21 protein-coding genes are annotated in these 23,161 nt (G+C 45.3%); 11 read left to right on the top strand and 10 right to left on the bottom strand.

Translation table 11 applies throughout. The annotated features are described in order from the left end of the window. The first annotated feature begins 3 nt into the window (after positions 1–3). The gene (locus tag ACHWTJ_RS13145) at positions 4–1,023 is read left to right on the top strand and encodes a DUF916 and DUF3324 domain-containing protein (protein ID WP_294740096.1); all 1,020 of its coding nucleotides are present in this window, start codon (positions 4–6) and stop codon (positions 1,021–1,023) included. 38 nt (positions 1,024–1,061) lie between these two features. On the opposite strand, the gene pepT is transcribed toward ACHWTJ_RS13145, so the two are convergent. Continuing rightward, the gene (gene pepT / locus ACHWTJ_RS13150) at positions 1,062–2,297 is read right to left on the bottom strand and encodes a peptidase T (protein ID WP_294748067.1); all 1,236 of its coding nucleotides are present in this window, start codon (positions 2,295–2,297) and stop codon (positions 1,062–1,064) included. Between the two features lie 109 nt (positions 2,298–2,406). Here pepT and ACHWTJ_RS13155 point away from each other — a divergent pair, with 109 nt between their 5' ends. Then, the gene (locus tag ACHWTJ_RS13155) at positions 2,407–3,405 is read left to right on the top strand and encodes a zinc-binding dehydrogenase (protein WP_294748070.1); all 999 of its coding nucleotides are present in this window, start codon (positions 2,407–2,409) and stop codon (positions 3,403–3,405) included. A gap of 84 nt (positions 3,406–3,489) precedes the next feature. Here ACHWTJ_RS13155 and ACHWTJ_RS13160 read toward each other — a convergent pair whose 3' ends face one another. Beyond that, positions 3,490–4,674 carry a class I SAM-dependent rRNA methyltransferase gene (locus tag ACHWTJ_RS13160; RefSeq protein WP_294748073.1) on the bottom strand — a complete coding sequence of 395 codons (1,185 nt, stop codon included), beginning with the start codon at positions 4,672–4,674 and terminating at the stop codon, positions 3,490–3,492. Between the two features lie 184 nt (positions 4,675–4,858). On the opposite strand from ACHWTJ_RS13160, the gene mutT reads away from it, so the two are divergent. Further along, on the top strand, positions 4,859–5,263 hold the full coding sequence (gene mutT, locus ACHWTJ_RS13165; RefSeq protein WP_294749821.1) for an 8-oxo-dGTP diphosphatase MutT: 405 nt from the start codon (positions 4,859–4,861) through the stop codon (positions 5,261–5,263). A 261-nt stretch (positions 5,264–5,524) separates the two neighbouring features. On the opposite strand, the gene ACHWTJ_RS13170 is transcribed toward mutT, so the two are convergent. The 4 genes from ACHWTJ_RS13170 to ACHWTJ_RS13185 form a co-directional block, all read right to left on the bottom strand. Then, complete coding sequence (locus tag ACHWTJ_RS13170) at positions 5,525–5,977, bottom strand: OsmC family protein (RefSeq protein WP_294749833.1); 453 nt, start codon at positions 5,975–5,977, stop codon at positions 5,525–5,527. 81 nt (positions 5,978–6,058) lie between these two features. After that, positions 6,059–6,991, bottom strand: coding sequence for an aldo/keto reductase (locus ACHWTJ_RS13175; RefSeq protein WP_294740091.1), 933 nt, complete (start codon positions 6,989–6,991; stop codon positions 6,059–6,061). Between the two features lie 13 nt (positions 6,992–7,004). Beyond that, the gene (locus ACHWTJ_RS13180) at positions 7,005–7,895 is read right to left on the bottom strand and encodes an aldo/keto reductase (RefSeq protein WP_294740090.1); all 891 of its coding nucleotides are present in this window, start codon (positions 7,893–7,895) and stop codon (positions 7,005–7,007) included. 86 nt (positions 7,896–7,981) lie between these two features. Continuing rightward, on the bottom strand, positions 7,982–8,467 hold the full coding sequence (locus ACHWTJ_RS13185) for a cupin domain-containing protein (protein WP_294740089.1): 486 nt from the start codon (positions 8,465–8,467) through the stop codon (positions 7,982–7,984). Between the two features lie 156 nt (positions 8,468–8,623). Here ACHWTJ_RS13185 and ACHWTJ_RS13190 point away from each other — a divergent pair, with 156 nt between their 5' ends. The 3 genes from ACHWTJ_RS13190 to ACHWTJ_RS13200 all read left to right on the top strand — a co-directional run bounded on the left by ACHWTJ_RS13190 (position 8,624) and on the right by ACHWTJ_RS13200 (position 11,451). Then, the gene (locus ACHWTJ_RS13190) at positions 8,624–8,905 is read left to right on the top strand and encodes a putative quinol monooxygenase (RefSeq protein ID WP_029342949.1); all 282 of its coding nucleotides are present in this window, start codon (positions 8,624–8,626) and stop codon (positions 8,903–8,905) included. A gap of 221 nt (positions 8,906–9,126) precedes the next feature. Further along, a complete protein-coding gene (locus ACHWTJ_RS13195; RefSeq protein ID WP_294740088.1) occupies positions 9,127–10,530 on the top strand; it encodes a YfcC family protein in 1,404 nt (467 codons plus the stop codon). 99 nt (positions 10,531–10,629) lie between these two features. Continuing rightward, the gene (locus ACHWTJ_RS13200; RefSeq protein ID WP_294740087.1) at positions 10,630–11,451 is read left to right on the top strand and encodes a DUF1028 domain-containing protein; all 822 of its coding nucleotides are present in this window, start codon (positions 10,630–10,632) and stop codon (positions 11,449–11,451) included. A 39-nt stretch (positions 11,452–11,490) separates the two neighbouring features. Here ACHWTJ_RS13200 and ACHWTJ_RS13205 read toward each other — a convergent pair whose 3' ends face one another. Beyond that, positions 11,491–13,128 carry a glycosyl hydrolase family 28-related protein gene (locus ACHWTJ_RS13205; RefSeq protein WP_294740086.1) on the bottom strand — a complete coding sequence of 546 codons (1,638 nt, stop codon included), beginning with the start codon at positions 13,126–13,128 and terminating at the stop codon, positions 11,491–11,493. Between the two features lie 142 nt (positions 13,129–13,270). Here ACHWTJ_RS13205 and ACHWTJ_RS13210 point away from each other — a divergent pair, with 142 nt between their 5' ends. The 4 genes from ACHWTJ_RS13210 (at position 13,271) to ACHWTJ_RS13225 (ending at position 16,770) form a co-directional block, all read left to right on the top strand. Next, complete coding sequence (locus ACHWTJ_RS13210) at positions 13,271–14,044, top strand: hypothetical protein (RefSeq protein WP_294740085.1); 774 nt, start codon at positions 13,271–13,273, stop codon at positions 14,042–14,044. A gap of 49 nt (positions 14,045–14,093) precedes the next feature. Further along, positions 14,094–14,600, top strand: coding sequence for a hypothetical protein (locus tag ACHWTJ_RS13215; protein ID WP_294740084.1), 507 nt, complete (start codon positions 14,094–14,096; stop codon positions 14,598–14,600). Between the two features lie 254 nt (positions 14,601–14,854). Next, positions 14,855–15,838, top strand: coding sequence for a YhdH/YhfP family quinone oxidoreductase (locus ACHWTJ_RS13220; protein ID WP_294740083.1), 984 nt, complete (start codon positions 14,855–14,857; stop codon positions 15,836–15,838). A 68-nt stretch (positions 15,839–15,906) separates the two neighbouring features. Continuing rightward, positions 15,907–16,770 (top strand): hypothetical protein, encoded by an 864-nt coding sequence (locus tag ACHWTJ_RS13225; RefSeq protein ID WP_294740082.1) that lies wholly within the window; start codon positions 15,907–15,909, stop codon positions 16,768–16,770. A 106-nt stretch (positions 16,771–16,876) separates the two neighbouring features. Here ACHWTJ_RS13225 and ACHWTJ_RS13230 read toward each other — a convergent pair whose 3' ends face one another. From ACHWTJ_RS13230 to ACHWTJ_RS13240, 3 genes are all read right to left on the bottom strand, one after another. After that, positions 16,877–18,373, bottom strand: coding sequence for a M4 family metallopeptidase (locus ACHWTJ_RS13230; protein WP_394679850.1), 1,497 nt, complete (start codon positions 18,371–18,373; stop codon positions 16,877–16,879). Between the two features lie 173 nt (positions 18,374–18,546). Continuing rightward, positions 18,547–18,978 (bottom strand): GyrI-like domain-containing protein, encoded by a 432-nt coding sequence (locus ACHWTJ_RS13235; RefSeq protein ID WP_023469755.1) that lies wholly within the window; start codon positions 18,976–18,978, stop codon positions 18,547–18,549. Positions 18,979–18,997: 19 nt separating this feature from the next. Then, complete coding sequence (locus ACHWTJ_RS13240; RefSeq protein WP_294740080.1) at positions 18,998–20,485, bottom strand: HD-GYP domain-containing protein; 1,488 nt, start codon at positions 20,483–20,485, stop codon at positions 18,998–19,000. A 256-nt stretch (positions 20,486–20,741) separates the two neighbouring features. On the opposite strand from ACHWTJ_RS13240, the gene ACHWTJ_RS13245 reads away from it, so the two are divergent. Next, complete coding sequence (locus tag ACHWTJ_RS13245) at positions 20,742–23,126, top strand: immune inhibitor A domain-containing protein (protein WP_294748086.1); 2,385 nt, start codon at positions 20,742–20,744, stop codon at positions 23,124–23,126. Positions 23,127–23,161: the final 35 nt, after the last annotated feature.

The following is a 23,161-nucleotide window of genomic DNA, read 5'->3' on the forward strand; positions in this document are numbered from 1 at the left end:
GAGATGAAACGATGGGGAGTCGGTTGTCTAATCGTTTTGCTTTATGGATTACTTGTCTGGATGACACCTTCAGACAGCTTCGCAGAAGATCGTGTTAATTTTTCGGTCGAAGCGGTTCCGAATGCATATCAGGTCGATTCCGGTGTAACCTATTTCGATTTAAGGATGACAGCGCAACAAAAGACGAATCTTCAAGTTCGAATCTATAATCACGGACCCGCTGATCATACGTTTTTAACTTCAATCCGAAATGCCACAACGAATAACAACGGTCTGATCGTCTATGATCAGAAAAAATCTGTCCCATTAGCGTCGACTTCGTTAACGGATCTCATTAAACCGAATACGCAATCAACATTCATTAAAGGCGGAGAATCGAAAATCGTTTCTTTACCACTTGAAGTGTCAAATGAGTTGGATGGGACATTGCTTGCCGGTATTCGGATTGAGAGCAAGCCGGAAGGGGAAACGACCAAGGACAATACCATCGGCATTCAAAATCGCCATGCTTATGTCATTGGATTAAAAGTCCGTTCTTCAATCAAAGAGACTGCACCCATCATCACATATGAGGGAGTGCAGGCAAAATCCTCTTTTTCTAGACCTACTGTTTTCGTTAAATTAGCAAATCAAGCACCGACCATCAGTAAAACGATGAAATTCGAAGCGATCGTCACGAAAGGAAAAAAAGTAGTGGTTCGAAAACAAATGGACGTTCGATTCGCACCATCGATTTACATGAAAACACCGATTGAAACGACAGCAATCTTAGAACCTGGCACGTATCACATTAAGATCCGCGTTGAGGGAGAAGAAAAGACGTGGAAGTGGAAAGACAGCTTTAAGATTACGAAGCGTCAAGCAAATCAGATGAAAGAGCAGATACCCGATCAGGATATCGAAAAAAATTCGAACTCCTTTGTCGGAGAATGGTCGAAAGAACTCATGATTGCATCGACCTTGATCATCTTCTTATTAATCGGTTATATCTATCGTTTGAAAAAACAGCAACGTCAAGCATGAAAAAAGCAGATTCTCAGCGCTGAGAATCTGCTTTTTGATTAGTGTGCGGCTTGTTCAAAACCTTGAGCAATGGCAATGATGACTTGTGTCGCTTTCACCATGTTATCAACGGAGATGAATTCGAACTTGCCGTGATAGTTCTCGCCACCGGTAAAGATATTCGGTGTCGGAAGACCCATGTACGAAAGTTGTGAGCCATCTGTTCCACCACGGATCGGCTTAATGATTGGCTGGATATCAAGAGAGTCCATTGCGGTATGAGCGATATCGACGATATGCATATGAGGTTCGATTTTTTCACGCATGTTGTAGTACTGGTCATGCAAGTCGATTTCAACACTGCCTGCTCCATACTTTTTATTCCACTCCTCAACGAGAGCAGATAAGAAGTGCTTTCGTCCTTCAAATGCCTCACGATCGAAATCACGAATGATGTAATTAAGGGTCGTTTTTTCGACAGAACCGTCAAACGAAATCAGATGGAAGAATCCTTCAAAACCATCCGTGAACTCAGGAGACTCTTCTCCAGGAAGACGATCGTGGAATGCCATCGCATGTTTCTGCGAATTGACCATTTTGTCTTTTGCTGTTCCCGGGTGAACGTTCGTTCCGTGGAAGACGATTTTAGCAGCTGCCGCATTGAAGCTCTCGTATTCAAGTTCGCCAAGCGGTCCACCATCGACTGTATAGGCATAAGTGGCATCAAACGCCTTCACGTTGAAATGATGGGGTCCACGACCAATTTCTTCATCTGGTGTGAAGGCAACACGAATGCGACCATGTTTGATTTCTGGATGTGAAATCAAATGGTGCATCGCTGTCATGATTTCTGCAATCCCGGCTTTATTGTCGGCACCGAGTAATGTCGTACCATCCGTCGTCATCAATGTGTGACCGACATAGTTGTGGAGTGCAGGAAAATCAGTGGGCGACAGGATGACGGACGGTACTTCACTCAATGTAATCGAATTTCCGTCATATGATTCCACAAGTTGCGGACGGACATTCGTGCCCGTGAAATCCGTTGCCGTATCCAGATGAGCAAGGAAACCAATTGTTGGAATGTCTACATCTGTATTGGCGGGTAACGTCGCCATGACATACCCATTGTCATCGACCGTGACCTCTTCCATACCAATTGTCTTTAATTCTTCTACGAGCAAACGAGCCAGTGTCCATTGCCCTTCAGTCGTTGGAACAGTCGTACTCTCATAGTTCGATTGTGTATCGACTTTCACGTATGTAGTTAGACGATCAATCAATTCTTGTTTCAAATCAAAAACGTCCCTTCTCGTCATAAGATACCTTCATCATAGCATGAAGACCTAATGTGAGAGAATTCTGAATCATGATAGACTAATAATGAAAAAGGAGGAATTCTTCATGAGAGCATTCGTAGTCGATCAGTACGGAAAAGACGCATCACTTATAGAAAAAGACGTCACACCTGAAAAAGCGGGGAAGTACGAATTACGCATTCAAGTCGAGGGGTCGAGTATCAATCCACTTGATACGAAGATGTTCTTCGGACACGTGGCAGCAGCATCGACGACTGGAATTCTCCAGGGCGATGTAACGGGGAGAGTCATTGAAATCGGCGAGGGTGTGACGTCTTTTTCTATCGGCGATCGCATCGTCGCATTCGGCGGTGGGCTTGGAACACGTGCTGGTGCGCTAGCGGAGGAAATGCTTGTGCCTGAACAGATGGCAGTCTTACGACCAAAAGAGGTCTCGGCTGAGATTGCAGGTTGTTTACCGGTGATCGGGTTGACGGCGATGGAGATTTTGAAAGAACGGATCGTGATTACACCAGGAATCCGTGTGTATGTAGCAGGTGGCACGGGCGGAGTGGGACACCTGACTGTTCAACTCGCGCGTCATTATGGGTGCGACGTCACAGCGAGCGCCTCTTCGGACGAGAAGGCAGCTTGGTTAGAAGCAAGAGGGATTCGCGTTCATCGGTATAAGGAAGAATCAGCTGAAGCATTGCTCAAACGACTGGATTTTGACGGATTCGATGTCATCATTGATACGGTGGGTGGCGATCATTTACAAGAATCGTTCATACTCGCTAAAGAACGCGGACGTATCATTTCGATCGCTACACGGACGACACAAGATTTAACGATGATGCATAGTAAAGCCTTATCACTTGAAGCTGTGTTCGTTGCGCTTCCGTTACTTAAAGAAAAAGTAGATGAGATGAAGAGACAGCAACATCACTTAGCAGAACTTATTCATTTAGTGAAAGAAGGCGCAATCGAGATTCGGATCGAAGAGCAGATTCCTTATGAACGCGATGTGTTAAATGATCTCTACCAACGATTTGATCAAACATCACATTTTGGTAAAGTGAGTGTGCGTCCAAGTCTTAAAAAATGATTCTTCATTTATTTTACATTTCCTGTTAAAAACATAAAAAATCCGCTACTGAAATTTTCGATAGCGGATTTTTTAGATAATACGTTATTTGCGACGAATGAGAATACTTTTTTGAGCGAGTTGTGGCATAGAAGAAGGAGTCGGGAAATCTTTCTGCTCCGGTTGTTCCCATACGACTTCAAATTTTTGACGCAATTTGTTGAATGCCTGCTCAACAGCTTTTTTCAATTGTAACGCATCAAGTGCAGGACTATCTGTCGTGATCGCAAGGAGTCCTCCACGATTCGTTAAATGAATGACTTTTTGGATCCAAGGAGAAAGATCCTGTTCCGTCCGAAATTGACGCGTTCGTGTATTGACGTGTACCGGCGGATGGAACAAGACGACATCAAAACGAGTCTTCTTATCCGCTTGTTCGATATAGTCGAACGCATCTTGAACCAAAATTATCTGTTTTTCAGGAGTAAAATGGTTCAACGTAAGATTATCTGTCGTCTTATTTCGACTACGTGTCGAGAAATCAACACTCGTCGTGTGAGTAGCATGACCATGAAGTGCAGCTACTGTCAAAGTTCCTGTATCAGAAAAGAGATTCAGTACGTTTTTTTCTTTAACTGAATCCATCAGAACTTTACGAAGTTCGCGTTGCGCGATATCGAAGCCAGTCCGCATGCCGGCGTCAAGGTCGTATGCATACCGTGCATCATGCTCCTGTAACATTTCTGGAAAATCACCGCGTTCACCGATTAAAAAATCGTCGCCTTTGACGGGTTGAAGATCGACAAGAAAATCTCGTTTTTCATAAATGCTCTTATAGTGAACGAGCGATTCAAGCGCCTCGAGAATCATCGGACGAAAGGTATAAATTCCCTCATTTTCGAAGAGAATGAGATAGTGATGGTCGTAACAATCAATCGTCAGTCCACCGATACCATCACCTGCACCATTAAATATACGAAAAGCTTCGGATTCTTCTTCAAAAAAGTCGTTTCTTTTGTCTAGAGCTTGTTCGAAAAGCCGTTTGAAGAAAGCAACATCGATTGTGTCTTGTTCATCCATCGAGAGCGTCCAACCGACACCCTTTTCTTGCTTGCCAAAATAGCCAGTCGCAAGGTATTCTTTATGTTCTGTCATCAAATGAAGCAGTCCACCTGCTTCTTTGACATGTTGCAAGGATTCAAACATTTCCTTACGTAACGCGGGATAACCGCTTCGAATCAATTCAATCCATTCGGATTTGACGACAATTGGATAGAGTTCACGGGGCATCTAATTTCCTCATTTCTACTTGTGGATAAGTGTAATTAGTATATCATAGACAGAGTTATCCACATGTGGATAACTGGGTATAAATAAAACCGTTAATCCTTATGTAAGTAAAAGGACTAACGGTTTTTGTTATGATAAGCAAACAACTGAAAAATCTACAGTGATTTGGAGTGAAACATAAAAAATGAAAAAACATGTTCAAGTCGTAGGGGCTGTCATTCGTAATGATCATAATGAAATACTATGTGCACTTCGTAGTAGCCAAATGTCATTGCCTAACTTATGGGAGTTTCCTGGGGGGAAAATCGAGATACATGAAACGCCTTCACAGTCTTTAGTTCGCGAAATCAATGAAGAATTAAAATGTAAAATTAAGGTCAAACAACCAATCGAAAAAACGACTTACGAGTACGACGCTATTACTGTCACATTACATACCTTTGAAGCTGAAATTGTAACAGGAGAACCGATTGCTATAGAACATGCAGAGCTGCGCTGGGTAGCTGTTTCAGACCTTGATCAGCTTGAATGGGCTCCTGCTGATATTCCTACAGTTGAGTATATTAAGAAAGAGTTTGCCATTCCTTAAACAGTTCGATTGATAGTAAAGAATGAAGTGAACAAGTCACACTAATCGGTTTAGAGCCTGTACTTTGAAGATGCTTTCACTGGCCAAAGTATGTGAACGGTAGCGCTCTTCCTTATTCTTTATCTGCTTTACGCCAAGGACCTTTCTGATGGTGTTAAATGGTATTTTTAATGAATAAACTATTAATAATATATCGATAAATAGATAAATAAAGTAAAAAATCATCGTTTAACTAAAAAGTTAAACGATGATTTTTGTTTGTTAATTGGAGACTCGCTCCACAACAGCCTCAAGCGATACTTTAACATTACCAGCTAGTGCTCGCGTAATCATACACGAACCTTCCGCTTTTTCAGCGAGATTTTGCGCCTTCTTCAGATCACGATCCGACAAATCGGCTGGTAATAAGAGAGTAGGACGATGAATGATCGCGTCGTACGTAAAGACGCCGTTCGTGACATCCACAATGCCTTCCGATTCCATCGTTAACGAGACTTTTGGAATGTGACTACGTTCAAGCATCGCGGCAAGCGTGATGATATAGCACGTAGCCGCTGCCCCAAGTAACATCTCATCTGGATTTGTACCAACCCCTGGACCATCCATGGCGTCCGGAATTGAGATTTTTGTTTTTAGTTCACCCGTCTCGATCTGACCAACATCATTGCGATTGCCCGGCCAGTCTGCGGTTAAATGAAAATAGTGCTTCATGATCAATCGCCTCCATGCCTCCATCATACGAAGTTCAGCATGATTTTTCGCCTATTCTGCTCATGTTCAATTAGAAGAGAACGATCAGCCAAAAATTTGGTCGATTTTTTCGATATCCTCTTGTGACAACTGAACTTCTAACGTACGCAACGTATCCGTCACCTGATCCGGTCGTTTCGCACCAGGGATGATGGCATCGATACCGTCCTGTGCCAAATACCACGCGAGTACGACGTGTGCGACTTCCGCATTATGTGCTTCTGCGATCGGACGCAGTTGATCGACTTTTGCGAGGTTTTCTTCGAAGACATCTTTTTGGAACAAAGGATCGTTTTTCCGTAAATCATCAAATGTCGTCTCTTTCGTATATTTCCCTGCCAATAATCCAGCAGCGAGTGGGAAATACGGGACGAAAGATATACCGTTCTCAACAATATATGGGAGTAACTCTTTTTCCGCATCCCGTTTGAATAGGTTGTATTCCCCTTGATAGACGTCGACATGTCCGTCTTTGTTCGCTTCCTTCAATTGTTCGAGTGAGAAATTCGAGACACCGATTGCGCGAATCTTTCCTTCTTTTTTTAGTTCAGCGAGTGCAGCGACGGCTTCATCCTTTGGTGTCGATTCATCCGGAAAATGAATGTAATACAAATCGATATAGTCTGTCTGAAGACGTTTTAAACTCTCTTCGACCGATTGACGGAGAAAGTCTGGTGAATTGTTCATGACGACGTTTCCGTCAACGAACTGATGCGCACCTTTCGTCGCGAGAACGACATCTTCTCGAGCGACTGTGTCTTTCCAGACCTCACCGACGAGTTCCTCCGAACGTTCTGGTCCGTAGATGAAAGCTGTGTCGAGGAAATTGATTCCTTGCTTCAAAGCGACACGAACGAGATCGCGTCCGGCTTGCTCATCGAGATTTGGATACAAGTTGTGTCCACCGACAGCATTCGTACCGAGACCGATGGGGTGAACGAATAGATTAGATTGACCGAGTTGAACATGTTTTGTCATGAAAATGACCTCCTTAAACGATATCGAGTGGTTCTTTTTTGGTTGGTGCTGGGAATGCTTGATCAAGTGCAGCGAGCTCTTCCTTTGTTAAATTCAGGAGTGCGGCACGACCGTTAGCTTCTACATGATGTGCTTGTCCGGCTTTAGGAATCGCGATGACGTCGCCTTCACGAATCGCCCATGCGAGTAGAATCTGTGCTGGTTCAACGCCATGTGTCTCAGCGAGTTCCTCGACGGTCGGATGATTCAGGAGTTGATCACGTAATGAACCACCTTCTGCTAGTGGGCAATACGCCATCACTGGTATACCATGCTCACGTAGTAACGGTAATAGTTCATACTCGATTCCCCGTGATCCAAGGTGATAGAGTACCTGATTGACAGCGCATTGATCACCACTTGGCAGTGCCAATAGTTCCTTCATATCTGATACGTCAAAGTTGGACACACCCCAACGGCGAATCTTGCCTTCTTGTTTTAAAGCTTCCAGTCCTTCGACGGTTTCTTTGAGTGGAATGTCACCACGCCAGTGCAGGAGATATAAATCGAGATAATCGGTACCAAGACGGTTGAGCGTCTCAGAACAAGCGCGCTTCAATGCTTCCCCGCCAGCATGATGCGGATAGACTTTCGAGACGAGAAAGATTTCCTCGCGTCGATCTGCAATCGCGTCGCGAATCAATTCTTCAGAAGCACCTTCCCCATACATCTCTGCCGTATCGATGAGTTCCATTCCGCTATCAAGACCGACACGGAGTGCTTCGATTTCTGCTTCACGCTTCTCCGACTCTTCTCCCATTCGCCATGTGCCTTGTCCGAGTGCCCGAACATGCGTGTTATCGGGAAACGTCACCGTTTTTTGCTTTAATGCAGCAAGTATCAATGTCTTTTCCGTTGCGTTCATCGTTCTTCCTCCTTTGTTAGAGAGACAATAGTAGGGTTTACCACGCGAACTCCGAACAAAAACGTCTTCTTCAAGAGAAGGAGACGTCACCAATGCTCAAACAATGGACCGTGATCGCCGAATACAGGATCTTGAGAAGGACGCCTCACCTGACGAATACGTTGAAAATTTTCCGGGCGTTCACTTGTTTGACCGGTCAGCGTATCGTAATCTTGACCATCCGGATAAGCACCGATCACTCGAAAGTGTTGACTCGTATCAAGTGCTTTATGTCCCGTACCGGCAGGAAGTATGAGAACATCTCCACTCGTCAAAGTGAAGGTCTTACCGAGCGGACCACCCAGCTGAACGGTTGCATGCCCTTCAAGGATACCGAGCACTTCATGGGCGATACTATGATAATGATGAAAGTCAAAAATGCCATCCACCCAGCTATTACGCCAGTCATGTGCATGGAAGGTCTGCTCGATGTGTGATGGATCTGTAAATGCGTGTCGATAAATCAACACAGGGAATGTCGGGTTGTTCGGAATATACCCGTCATCTTCAAAATAAAATACCTCAACGCGCATCTTCGTTGCTCCTTTCTCTAGTGTGGAACAAAGTAATTATTACATCTGTAATTACCCGTAATTAAATATCATCAATCGTCCGAGCATCTTTATGGCGTAACGAATTCGGAGGTGCTAAGATGCTTAAGTTAACGAAATTACAAAGGAGGCTTTCCGATGATCGCCATCGAAGCAAAATTAGAAGTACAACCCGCAAAACGAGAAGAATTTTTAGAAGCAACAAAAACACTAGTGGCAGGATCACGTGCTGAAGCAGGAAACATCAGCTATGACTTGTTCCAAAGCACAGAAGACGAAAATGTCTTTATGATGATTGAAAAATGGGAAGACCAAGCTGCAATCGAAGCACACAACACAAGTGCTCATTTCGGACAATTCGTTGCGTTTGCACAAACGGCTCTTGCTAAACCATTAGACGTTCAATCGTTCCAAGCATAATCATAAGAGATTAACGTAATATATAAGGAAGGTATTCTAGGTTTGTGACCTAGCATATCTTCCTTTTTTTGTTTCATGCGACATGATCGATCAAAACCTCTATGTGAGTTTAGAAGTATTCCATTTTTCTTTTACAATCATATGACATTTCATTGAAACTGTTAGTTTTTCCCTGATTAGGGCATTATTCTTATAATGACACAAAAAAGGAGGCTGTTATCATGAATGAACGAACGAATGCACCAGAGTCGAAGCGATCATTCTTCAAGATGCCTCATACATATGCCATCATCATGGCGATTCTCGTCATTTCAGTCATCTTGACGTATACGCTCCCAGCAGGACAATTCGACCGTGAAAAACAAGACGGACAGACCGTCGTCATCGACGGAACGTACCGAGCAGTCGAATCTGCACCTGTTAATTTCTTCGGTTTGTTCGAAGCAATCCCGAAAGGCATGGAGGCGGGTGCCTCCATCATCTTTTATATTTTCCTAGTCGGTGGTGTCTTTGGTATCATTCGTCAAACGGGCGCCATTGAAGCGGGAATCAATCAATTGATTCGCCGGTTCGGTCAAAAGGGGCACATCATGATTCCGGCGACGATGTTCGTCTTTTCGATTGCCGGGGCGACGATCGGGATGGCAGAGGAAACAATCATCTTCGTACCAATTGGGATCATGCTCGCGCGTGCACTGGGTTATGACGCGATGACGGGAGCCGCAATCGTTAGCTTAGGGGCGGCAGTTGGTTTTGCTGGCGGGATGTTGAATCCGTTTACGGTAGGTGTCGCTCAATCAATTGCGGAAGTACCTCTCTTTAGTGGTCTCGGGTATCGAACGGCTGTGTATATCGTATTTTTAGCGGTGACGATTCTTTATGTCATGAACTACGCACGGAAAGTCAAACATGATCCGGCGCGCAGTCTTGTTTATGATCTCGAACAACGTCGTTCGGAAGAAGCAGCGACGACGATTTCACGCTTTTCGAAACGTCATGCCTTCGTCTTACTCATTTTAATCGGTGGCATTACGCTCAATGTGATCGGAATCTTTGAGTGGGGCTGGTATTTGACGGAATTAACCGCATCCTTCTTGATCATCGGGATGATTGGGGGGATCGTTACGCTTGGTGTAAACGGAACGTTCGAGAGTCTGATTGACGGTGCGAAAGCCGTGACGTTTGGCGCATTGATTGTTGGATTTGCTCGAGCGATCGTCGTCATTCTTGAAGAAGGACGTGTGATCGATACGGTCATTTACGGCTTATCGAATGCCGTAGGACATTTGCCGACTTTCTTTGCTGTCATCGGGATGTACGCCGTGCAATTGATTACGAATTTCTTCATACCATCCGGGAGTGGACAAGCGGCGACGACGATGCCCATCATGGCACCGTTGTCGGATTTACTCGGGATCGAGCGTCAAGTAGCTGTCTTAGCGTTCCAGTACGGGGACGGATTGACGAATATGATTTTCCCGACAAGTGCACATTTGATGGCGTTTCTTGCGATCGCGGGTATTCCATATGAGCAATGGTTACGCTTCGTCTGGAAACTCTTCGCAATCTGGATTGCCTTGGCATGTGCTGCCTTATTACTTGCCGTGACGCTTGGTATTCAATGAAGTCGACCTTTCGGACATCTGTCCGGAAGGTTTTTCTGTTGCAGGAATCGGGAAGCGTTATCACGAACGGGTAGGGAGATGACTAAAGGGGGAACTAAAGTGACATATTCAATCGTCGGTTATTGTGAAAAAGAACAAGCGTGGGGTGTTGCTGTCCAATCGAAATTTTTAGCGGTCGGGAGTGCTGTTCCGTTTGCGAAGGCAGGAGTGGGAGCGGTAGCGACACAGTCGTTTGCAAATACGACGTATGGTCCTGAAGGGTTACGGATGATCGAACAAGGTGCTTCTGCGGACGAAGTGCTACGTCGATTGACGGAAGCAGATGAAGGACGAGCGGATCGCCAGGTCGGGATCATCGATGCGAATGGCAAGAGTGCGACATTCACGGGTGAGGGATGTAACGACTGGGCAGGTGGTATTGCCGGGAAACATTTTGCAGCGCAAGGGAATATTCTTGTAGACGGTAATACGGTCAAAGAGATGGCGCGTGTCTTTGAATCGACGCAAGGTCCGCTCGCGGAACGATTATTGCGTGCGTTAGCGGCAGGACAAGCAGCAGGCGGGGACTCACGCGGAATGCAGTCAGCGGCACTTCTCGTCGTCAAGGAAGGTGGCGGATACGGTGGATTCAACGACCGCTATATTGATTTACGCGTTGACGATCATTCAAGTCCGATTGAAGAACTCGAACGCATTTATCAACTGCATACCCTTTATCTACAACCGAGTAAGCCGGAAGAAATCAAGCCGATCGATGATGCCCTAGAGTCGGAGTTGATGGATAAATTATTAGCGCTTGGTTACCGTGGTGATTTCGAAGATGCGTTCCGAACATATCTGCACACGGAAAACTTCGAGATGCGCGAACAAGCGGATCGTGCGATTGATACACGTGTCCTCGCGTATATTCGATCCCAATGAAAACGACAGGATGGACCGCGGTCCATCCTGTCGTTTTATTCATACTTGTGTTGACTGAGCGCGAATCGGTACTTTGAATCCGGTCGCGATGAATCGTTCCATTTCTGGTTCCGATTTAGCGTTCAAGCCAACTGTTCCGTCTCCTTTTAGTGCCACGTTCGTCAGCTTGACACGCGTGATGTCTGGACCGATCGTAATCCCATGTTTGGCGGAATCCTCAATGCGGATGTCACGAAGGCGCACGTCTTCAGCCCCATTTTCTCCACCAAAGATTTGAATATCCGTTTTTGCATGGCGGAACCCGCTCATTTTCAACTGACTGATCGTGACGTTCCGTGCTTTATATTGAATCCCGATCATCGGTTGTTCTTGATAGTCATAATACGGATCACCAAGCACCGTAAAATCATGTATGACGACGTTACGGTAAGCGGAAACGACGAGTGCACGCGGTTTTGAATTCGCATAGAGTTCCGTATATTGAGGAGTTTGAGCGATCAAACGTGTTGCGATGATATTATAAGCCGTTTGAGACATCGGATCGCTTGCTTGATGGTGTCCGATATGTCGGAAGTTAAAGGCACGATGATCATCAATCGATAGGTGTCCGACGATTTTGACGGTTGAGGCAGCAGAAGAGGTCGCATGTGCCTTGATTTCGAGTCCACCGAAGCACCGACTGGTTGCATTGTTGAACAACCAGACGTCGCGTGATCCATCATCGACTTCGATTCCATTTGAATTAGAGAATCCTTCTGCATGGGCACGTCCACTTGGGTCATGCATGAAGCAGTTCGAGATGAAGAGATGGTCACTATGGTGCGTCGTGATCCCGTCATCGCCGAATCCGTAACCGGTCAATCCGTCGAACCAGATGAATGAACTACTTAAGTTTGCGCGGGCACCGTCCCCGTTGTAATTGTAATACGGTGTCGAGATATCAAAACAGTGAAGCCCCGGGTTGATCGCTTCGACGTCAAAGACCCAGCCATAGGTGACATGCGCATATGTGAGACAGCTAGAGTGATTCCCCCATGTGCTACTTTTCTTCGCGTCACCGATACGTTTGATGTTCCAATCGAGCGTCATTTTTTCGACGAGCAGATGATGATTACCGAGAAGATAATTTTGATTCGTCACGAGACGCCGTCCTTTTGGTGCCTCATCGTGCATCTTTATAATCGTTTTTCCTTTGCCGGCTCCCGTTAAAATTGTGTAACTTGGCAAACGAATCCCCCGAACGACGTACGTACCGGCCGGGACATGGACTTGTCGATGTCCATCACCGAGCGCGTCGATGAACGCTTGTGTATCATCCGTCTGTCCATCGCCGACTGCGCCAAAAGCAGTGATATCGACAATTTCGACATCGCTGATCAAACGTTCGAATTCATGATTGAGCCGACCGAACCAACTCGGTCGTATCTCATCGCGTGGCGTCACGAAAGCGGGTGTCAGCGGTAGAATATGTTTATCACGATTCGTTAAAAATAATGGTGAGATCATCGAGCGAAGCGTTCGACTGAGGTTAGGACTTCGTCGTGGTGCGACGAATGCACTATCGTGTAGCAGTTGTTCCGCTTGTCGAACTGCTTGTTCGTTGGTTGACGTTTCAACGTATTCCTGAATCAACGCCGCATTTTGATACGGATCATGCGTGTGATCGAGTTTTAACATGAAATGGTTCTCCTCTCTGAATAGGTCTGTCTATCTTTTCCCCTCTAATTGAACAATCATTCCTTGTTTCATAACATCCATAAAAATACATAAAAACGTTTAAAATGGATTATAATGGATTTTAAAAGAGAGGGGTCTTCTGATGTCACTTCGCAAACGACTCGTAATTGGTATCGGACTGATTTTGCTAATTTTAGGGGTTGGTAAGCCACTGACGGAAGCGGCTGTTCAAGCATTGAAACCCAAAACGGTTCAGACGTCTGGCATCGAAACAAATGGATCGTGTAAACCGAATTGCAAGAAAAAAGGCGAATTGTTAAAAATCCGATTTCTTTCGTGGTTACCTAAAAAGAAAATGAAGAATGATGAAGATTTACGTGCTTGGGATACGAAGAAAAAGCCGAAAAAGCAGAAAGACCTTAAACCGAAAAAGAAAAAGAATAAGATCTTCACTATAGGAATTGAAAATGCTAAGCGAGGTACGAATGAAAAAGGAATATCGTCCTCATCGATGTTACTGATGAGTCTCCTTGTTCTCCCTTTAGTCATAATAGGCTATATCGTTTGGCGGAAGCGTCGAAAGACTAACAGACACGATGAAGAATTTATAAAAACTGATCTCCCATTACAGCCCCTACACGATGACTTTATTTTGACGGAGGAACAAATCAATCTTCCAGATGCCTGGATTCGCAAACAACTTATCCAGTTCAATCAGATCCTCCCGGTCCGTTTACAGCGGTATGACACAGAAACGTTTCAGGAATGGTGTCTACGGATCGGGTTTCGGCCCTCCCATCTCTTAATAAAAGCCTACCTCCTAGAACGCTATACAGAACGAGCTTTTGCGATATCGGAGATGGATAAACAAACGATTCAGAGAGAATTTGGAGTCTTCGCTCACCAGTTCGATTGAAACCTTTTGAAATAGGTGACGTAGATGAAACAGGAAAGGGGAGATGATGATGTACCTAGCAGATGCCGTGAAATTAAAGAGTATTCTGAGGAAACAGCTTGATCAGTTGATTGAAGAGATGGAGCGCGTAGCGTTCATTGATTTAGAAAAGGGAGAAGCACTCCCCGCGCAACAAGGTCGGACCTTAACCGACGTCGAAGCTACCATGGACATTGTACGTCACGATATGCGAGTCTTGGATCGTCTCGTCTACGCAGCGAATCTAGAAACCGTCATCGTGACAGATGAAGGAGAAATGCCACTCGTCGAAGCAATCGAGTGGGCTACCCAATTACGGGCGAGGGCACAAAACTATCAGATGCTCGCAAGTCGACCAAAACGCGAGTTTCAATACGGATTTGAAGGGACGACGATCATTCGTCATGCCTTGTTCGATCCCGATGCCTATCGCTTAAAAGCGGAGGAAGTGGAACGGCAAGCACACAAAGTATCGAATGCGATCAATGCTGCGAACTATCAAACGACAATTGCTTTTGATGGTGGACGTTATATGTAACTCCTTGACGCGGTGAGACTCCATGTCAAGGAGAGGGGACGGACCTCAATTTTCCTCTGTGGAGAAGAGATGGCGACGGCAAACCGATGACCACGAACCATTGACAGATTAACCTGTTACCTTTGACCACCTATGGAACGCTGATATTTTTTCCGTCCCCGCTCCCTGTCGTTTCTTTGAGAAACGACAGGGATTTTTAGTGTGTCAATGGAAACAACAGGGTATAGAGAAGCACAAGAGAAAGGAGAGATATCATGGAACACACTTTTTCAGCATTCGTCGTACGAGAGGTGGACGGAAACTATGAAGGGAAGGTTGAGGCGAAACACATCGATGATTTACCAGAAGGAGACGTCTTAATTCGTGTCACGCATTCCTGTGTCAATTACAAGGATGCTTTATCGATGTCGGGTAATCGAGGGGTGACGAAATCCTATCCGCACACACCAGGTGTTGACGCAGCAGGATATATCGAACAAACGACAGATGCACGATTTCAAACCGGTCAATCGGTCGTCGTCAACGGCTTTGATTTTGGAATGAACACCTCGGGCGGATTTCAAGAATACATACGCGTACCAGCGGATTGGGTAACGCCACTTCCAGATGCCATTCTTCCATTAGAAGCGATGCAATATGGAACGGCAGGATTGACAGCAGCGCAATCGGTCGATGAACTATCGCGAATCGTCTCGAAGGAGACAGGCCCCATCCTCGTGACGGGAGCGACAGGTGGTGTTGGTACGATTGCGATTGCCTTATTGATTCGATTAGGCTATACGGTACACGCCGTGACCGGAAAACAACTAGAACAAGAACGATTACTGGAAAAGGGAGTGGTGGAGGTCTTAGACCGCAAGATATTGCTAGAAGAAACTGACCGTCCTCTAAAAAAAGGGCTCTATGCCGGTGTCATTGATACGGTAGGAGGTCCATTACTCGCATCCGTCATTCGCTTCGTACAATATGGTGGTGTCGTGACGACGTGTGGAAACGTCGGTGGAGCAGAGATGACGTTGACAGTCTATCCGTTCATCCTACGCGGTGTCCGCTTGATCGGAATCGATGCGGTACAAACACCGATTGTCTATCGTCAAGAACTATGGCAACGCTTAGCGAAGGAGTGGCACGTCGATCTCGCATCAGAAGTTGACGTCAAAACACTGAACGACCTACCTGACATCGCAGAAGCCCTGCTGACTTCTCGTCATCGTGGTCGAACTGTCATCGAAATTTAAATATTTCAAGTAAACATTGGTGGTATAGTGGGGAAAAACTGTGTCGACTTTTTCAGGAGGAACCATACATGAGTGAACACCAACAAGATCAAGAACGACAGTCTCGACAAGAACGACGAAAACAGAAACGTAATCGTCGCGGTATCGCATTTGGCGGTATCTTAGCGACGCTATTCATCGTCGGTGGCTGGTTATATATGTTGACGAATAACGATGCCTCTCAAGCAACATCGACGCTCGAGAAGCCAAAAACGACGGATCAAGTAACGAAAAAAGAAGACTCGAAGAAAGAGACAGCATCGAAAGATAAAAATGAAACAAAAAAAGAGAAGAAAAAAGCAAAGAAAAAGGCATCAGAGTATGAACAAGCAGCTTGGGTGACGCGTCCGTTTGCGAACGTATACGGCGATGCAAGTCGTAGCAGTGTCATCTACAAAGCAGATTTAGGTGATGTCTATGAGGTACTAGATGCGGAGGACGGCATGGTCCATCTCAAACTCAATGACAGCATCGAAGGATACTTACCGGAAAGTGATGTTCGTTTGGAAGCACCAAAAAGCATGTCAGACAAAGCAGTCCTTGCAGCACTCTCGCAAGCCGTCGCGAATCAACCGATCGAAAAACCGGAGCAGTATCTTGGGAAACCGGTTGCTGAATTCGAAGCGAAATACGGCGCGATCGGCAATACACAAAAAGATGCTGTCAATACGTACTACTTCTCGAATTCTGGGTACTTACTCGTCGTCTCGGACGGAATCATTGAAGCAATCGACTGGACGAATGCTTCAACGGATGGATTATCAACACTTGGTGAACCTATTGTCGATACGAGCTACGGAACATGGTACGAGGGAGAATCCTTACAACTAAAAGTGTTCCCAGATAACGGAAAGATGCGTCTCCGTCTTGCGCGTGATCCTGGACAAGAATGAATGAACGACGAATTCGCTTCAAGCGAGTTCGTCTTTTTTTACGCAAAAAACCTCCCGAGTCCGACACTCGGGAGGAAATATGAAAATCCTTTGGGAGGAGATTTTCTTAGTAGACGCCTACTGCATCAAATGATTTCGCTGCAGCTGTTGCTTCTGCACTTGTTGAACCGTAAAGATCTTTCGCCGATTGAACGACTGCTGCACGGAGTGAGCTGAAGTTCGAGTTCGGAGTCAAGTAAACAGTGAGAGCACGGTAGTAGATTGCACCGAGTTTTGGTACACCGACACCTGTGACAGTTACGCCTGTGTGTGTTCCACCGTTACCGAGGAGGTAAGCGGCTTTGTTGACGATACCAGAGTTCGTGTGGACACCACCGTTATCCTGTGTACCTGTGTAGCGTTTTGAGTAGTGATCTGGATCGCCGTAAGCAGCTGGATTTGACATCGAACGGAGTGCGTCACCGCTGACTCCTGGTGTATAGATGTCTTCCCCTACAAGCCAGTCGAAGTTCGATCCAACAGAGTACTCAGCTACTGTACCCATGATATCAGAGATCGCTTCGTTGATCGCACCTGACTCGTTTTGGTAAACGAGACCAGCCGAGTATTCTGTGACAGCGTGTGTCAATTCGTGAGCGACGACATCAAGTGCGCCTGAGAGGTACGTGAACGTTGAACCGTCTCCGTCACCGTAGACCATCTTCGTTCCATCCCAGAATGCGTTGTTATAGCTCGTTGAATAGTGAACAGATGAGTTCAAGCGTGCACCGGCATTGTCATAACTGTTGCGACCATATGTGTTTTTGTAGAAGTCATATGTTTTTGCAGCATTGACGTGTGCACTGACAGCAGCGCGGTCGTACGTTGCGTTGAAGACGTTATCTGCGTCAGCCCAGAGTGTTCCTGGAAGTGACGTACGGTTTTTCGCATCGTATGTGTAGATCCCTTTACCACGTGTCGTATCTTGGAGGTAGTACGTTGAACCGCTGAGTGTCGTATTGAATGTAACACTGCGTCCGAGAACGTCTGTACCTGTTGCATGTGCGAGTTGATCGAACTTGTTAAGTACTTTACCAGAGTTCGCATCGATGAAGTATGTCCAGCGTGATGGCTCTTTGCCAGCGAGGACCGTCGATGTGATTTTGTATGCATAAACTGCATCATCTTTCACTGGATAGATGACGAGCTCTGCTTTTGGTGCCACTTCGAATTTAGAAGCCTTGATTGCTTTTTGATAGAGCTTGATGGCTTTCTTTTCAGAAAGAGTTGCTTTTTTCGCGAGACCTGGTTTTCCTTTGACATTGATCGCATCGTTTACGACTGCTTTCAAAGTACCGTCTTTCGCGACGTTCCCGACGACGACACTACCAAAGACAGGGACGCCATCCACTTCTTGTTGGAGACGTACGATCTGTGAAGATCCATCTTTTTCGACATTCTGAACAGCAAAGTCACCTTTTTTGTTCACGAAATCTTTGACGATCGTTGCAGCTGGTTCTGACGAAGCTTTCGTGAGTTTACCAGCTTGAAAACCTTCTGCACCTACGACTGTAGGAACAACAAGTACACTTGCGACAAGCGATGTAGCGAGAAACTTTTTCAAAATAAATCGCCTCCTTGTTTGGGTTGAGTCTAACTATGCCAAAGAAATCAGAAAGCGAGAATAAGTCATTCGGATTAAATCGAATTTTCTGAATATAGTCCGTAGTACCTGTACTGAATTATTAACTGTAAAAGATATTTCAGCACAAAAAAAGAACCATTCAAGAGAATGGTTCAACGAATCCGTTGGTAGAGATGATGGACGTCATCTCGCGTCTCATCAATCTTAAAATCATGTGGATCAAGCTCGATTCCTTGCTTTGAAGCAAAGCGTTGGATTTTTTCGAATGATTTCCAAATTTCGATATCCGGTCCTTCATGCTTCCAAAAGACATAACGCGCAGCTGGAATCCGGTGACCTTTCATTCCTTTCGGGATGCCATCGAGTGATGAGACGGGATACCCGACACATTGTGAGTATTTAGTTCCGTTTCGTTCGAGTGAGATATCGAGTGGATAGCTATCTGGTTTTGCAGGAATCTCATGTGAACGTCTTGAAAATTCACGCCAGAGTTCCGGCATCAACGTATGCAGTTCGTTTTCTTCACATGTCAGTCCAAGACCGACAAAATAAAATTCATGACGTTCCACGATTTTAGGATGCATGAGAAACTCCTTTCTGTACTTATGACACGTCTTCGATCGGCGAACGTTTCAAGTCTAGAAAAAGACGCGTAAAGGTGGCGTCCCATTGTGTACCCATGCCCTCTTCTAAGATGGATAAAGCTTTTTCCACTGGCATTCCTTTTCGATAAGGACGATCAGATGTCATCGCATCATAGGCATCAGCGATCGCCATGATCCGACCGAAGAGTGGAATGTCCTCTCCTGCGAGACCTTCTGGATACCCCTTTCCGTCATAGCGTTCGTGATGGTACTTTACCCCAGGAAGAATCGGTTGTAACGTCTTTGGAAGCTGAACTTGCGATAGAATGTGCACACCGATGACGGGGTGTTGCTGAATGATTTGGAATTCTTCGTCAGTCAAGCGACCTTCTTTTAATAACACATCGTCACGAATGCCGATTTTTCCGATATCGTGCAGCAAAGCTGATTTGCGCAATAACTCGATCTGTTCGTGCGGCAGGTTTGCGGCAGTAGCGATTTCGACGGAATAGGCAGCAACACGAAGCGAGTGTCCGGCCGTGTAAGGATCCCGGGCATCGAGTGTTGCCGCAAATAAAGTAAACAGACTATCGAGCAATTGTTCATTTTGTTCATCACGTTTTCTAATTCCTTCCATCATCAGGTTAAAGCCGGAGACGAGATGAGAAAATTCATCAGAATAGGGGTTCGGTAACGAGATGAGGCGATTGTTTTCGACATCTTGAATCCCTTGCTGGAGAATCGCAATCGGCTTTCGGATGTTTTCATAAAGAAGAAGACTACAAAACGTCGCGACGGATAAGATGACGACTAAGATGAGTGTCGCCCAACTCCAGTAGGAGCGAAGGCTCTCATTTTCCGTTAGTTGTACAGCTGAGGCGAGAACGAACAGCATGACCGGAAAAACGCCGATGATCAAGGTGCTGATGAGCATCTTGTGTCTTAACGTGACAACTGTCGTTTTTTTCGGGACATCGAATCTACGATTAAGAGCATGTTTTTCTAAAGTAAGTAGCATCTGCTCCGTGACACGATAAGTCAGAAAAAACTCGATCAAGGCGTGGAGGATTGCGACGAGGACAGCACCAAAACAGGCGAGACCGATCAAATAATACGGCATCCGTAACCATCCTTGAGAGATCGCGAGTGCTGTTAAAAGTGACGAAGGAACCGAGAGACCTAAGAAGTGTGGTCCCATGATTCGCTGAACCGTCAGAACGGGAAACCGATGCGCCGTCCGATAAGCATCTTGAAAAGAAGACAGCGAAGGAAAGTCAGTTTGAAAGAAGTATCGCAAAGAGCGAACATGCCTTGAGTAGATGAGATATTCTAATAAAAACATTAAACTGACTGAAAAAGACATGATACCAATTAGAATGAGTTGTTCTGTCCCAGTAAAAGTCAGTGTCTCAAAAATAAATAGACATCCGACGCCGAACACAGCGACAAATGAACCAATTAAATAGTTTCTAAGCAAATGACGTTCAAAACGTTTTATAGCGCTCATTGTATCCTCCTTATGTAATCATCAGAGTGTTTTCAGCGTACCGTGAAACAAAAGAAGAAATCCGGTCATTTTTACAAAAAAGGAGAGTGATTTTTAAAATAACTGATTAATTTAAATTCCAAAAAATAGGTATGGTCGAAAAGAACTAATTATCTTAAAAGCGATTGATTAACGAAATAAAATAACCTATGATTTGAATATTCAGAAAAGTGTAATGATCTTATACTTTTCATCACTACATAGGGGGTCAATTCACGTGGGAAAAAAGAAACAGCTTAGCGTAGCCGTGTTGTCTGGAATTACGGCAGCAGCCTTTGCTGTTGGCCCGGTCTTACCTGGTGGGCAGGTAACATCGGTACAAGCAGCAGAAAAGGCGGCAGTTGGTGCACCAATGGATTTGAACACGGTCGATCAGGATCGACTAGCAAAGGTGCTTGAAAAACGTGGGGTCATTTCAAAAGCGGCATCAGCAGAAGCGAAGCAACAAGCCGTCCAAAAATATCTCGATAAAAAAGCAAATGGTAAACCAGCAGATGATCATGAACATGAATCAAGCAAGGAAGCAGCTTTCGATAAAAAAACGAAAGACTTTCTAACAAAACAAAAAGATAAGCTTGCGAAGCAATTGAAGAAAAAGCATGGTAACTATAAAAAAGGGAACCCAAACGGCTTTGTCAAGGTAGATAAGGCAAAACAAGCAGACTATAATGGTGCGAAGCGGACGGATAAAGTACTCGTACTTCTCGTCGAATATAGCGATTTCAAGCATAACAATGTCGTTCAAGAGCCAGGATATATGTATTCGAATGACTTCAATCAGAAGCATTATCAGGATCTTATGTTCGGAGACAAGGAATTTGAACTCTTTAACGGAGAGAAAGTAAAGACATTTAAACAGTTCTATGAAGAGCAATCCGGTGGTAGTTATTCGGTAGACGGTAAGGTTTCAAACTGGTTGACGGTTCCTGGTACAGCGAAGGATTACGGTTCAGATAACCCTGCTGGTGGAAACGATAACTTACCGGGATCAAAAGGACCACGTGGTCTCGTCAAGGATTCGTTAGCGGCAGCTGTCAAAGCCGGTATCAATTTAGCGGACTATGATAAATTCGATCAGTATGACATGGATGGAGACGGTGACTTGAACGAACCAGATGGTCTCGTTGATCACTTGATGATCATTCATGCGGGTACAGGACAAGAAGCAGGTGGTGGTACCCTTGGTGACGATGCAATCTGGTCACACCGCTGGACGTTAGATGGTGTTCATCCGGTAGCGAATACGACAGCAAGTGTTGATTACTGGGGTGGAAAGATGGCTGCTTATGATTACACGGTGCAGCCTGAAGATGGTGCGGTTGGTGTCTTCGCGCACGAATTTGGTCATGATCTTGGACTTCCTGATGAGTACGATACGAAGTACACGGGTCAAGGTGAGCCAGTCGCTTCATGGTCCATCATGAGTGGTGGTAGCTGGAACGGGAATATCGCTGGAACAGAACCAACAAGTTTCTCACCACAAAACAAAGAGTTCTTCCAAAATGTGATGGGCGGAAACTGGGCGAATATTCAACAAATCGATTTTGATTCCTTAGATAAGCTAGGAACAGCTTCGTACCTCGATCAGAGTGTCACGAAATCGAAAAATCCAGGAATCATCAAAGTCAACTTGCCGAAAAAACCGGTAAAAGGCATCGCGCCGGCATTCGGTAAAAAGTATTACTACAGCACAAAAGGGAACGACTTGCATACATCCATGACATCTCCGGAGTTTGATTTGACGAATGCGAAAGAAGCGAAGTTCGACTTCAAAACATTGTATGATGTTGAGTATAACTACGATTTCTTGACTGTCACAGCGACTGCGGATGGACAATCAAAAGTCATCGATACAATCGGTGATGAAGATACAGATGGAGATCAGCGCGCTGATTCTACTAAAGGAGCATGGGTAGATAAATCGTATGATCTCAGCGAATTCGCGGGTAAAAAAGTGACATTGAAATTTGATTACGTCGGGGACGCTGGTCTTGCGTTAGATGGATTCGCACTTGATAACGCGAAGCTGACGGTTGACGGTAAAGTCGTCTTCGAAGATGATGCAGAAGGTACACCGAAATTCGCGCTTGACGGTTTCGTCGCATCAGACGGTTTCTCTTACGCAGATAACGCTTATTACCTCGAATGGCGTAACTATGCGGGCTCTGATAAAGCACTTGAGCATGCACGCGGCGTGAAGTATAACACAGGTCTTGTCGTTTGGTATGGTGACTCAAGCTTTGACGATAACTGGGTTGGCGTTCACCCAGGTGAAGGATTCCTCGGAGTCGTTGACTCACATCCTGAAGCAATCGTTGGAACACTCAATGGTAAACCAGTCACGACAGGAAGCACACGTTACCAAATCGCAGATGCTGCATTTAGCTTTGATAAAGCACCTGCATGGTTGATCGACTCCCCATCACGTGGAACATATGATTATAAAGGTCTTCCAGGTGTAACGAAATTCGATGATTCGAAATCGTATATCAACCAGTTGATTCCGGATGCAGGGAAACTACTTCCGAACAATGGTTTGAAGATTGAAGTCATCGGTGAAGCAAAAGATAACTCTGCTGGAGCTGTCTGGATTCATCGTTAAAACAGAAGAACAGGTTCAGTTTCGGCTGAACCTGT

Source organism: uncultured Exiguobacterium sp. (assembly GCF_964277885.1).
In the GTDB taxonomy this organism is placed as follows: Bacteria; Bacillota; Bacilli; order Exiguobacteriales; family Exiguobacteriaceae; genus Exiguobacterium_A.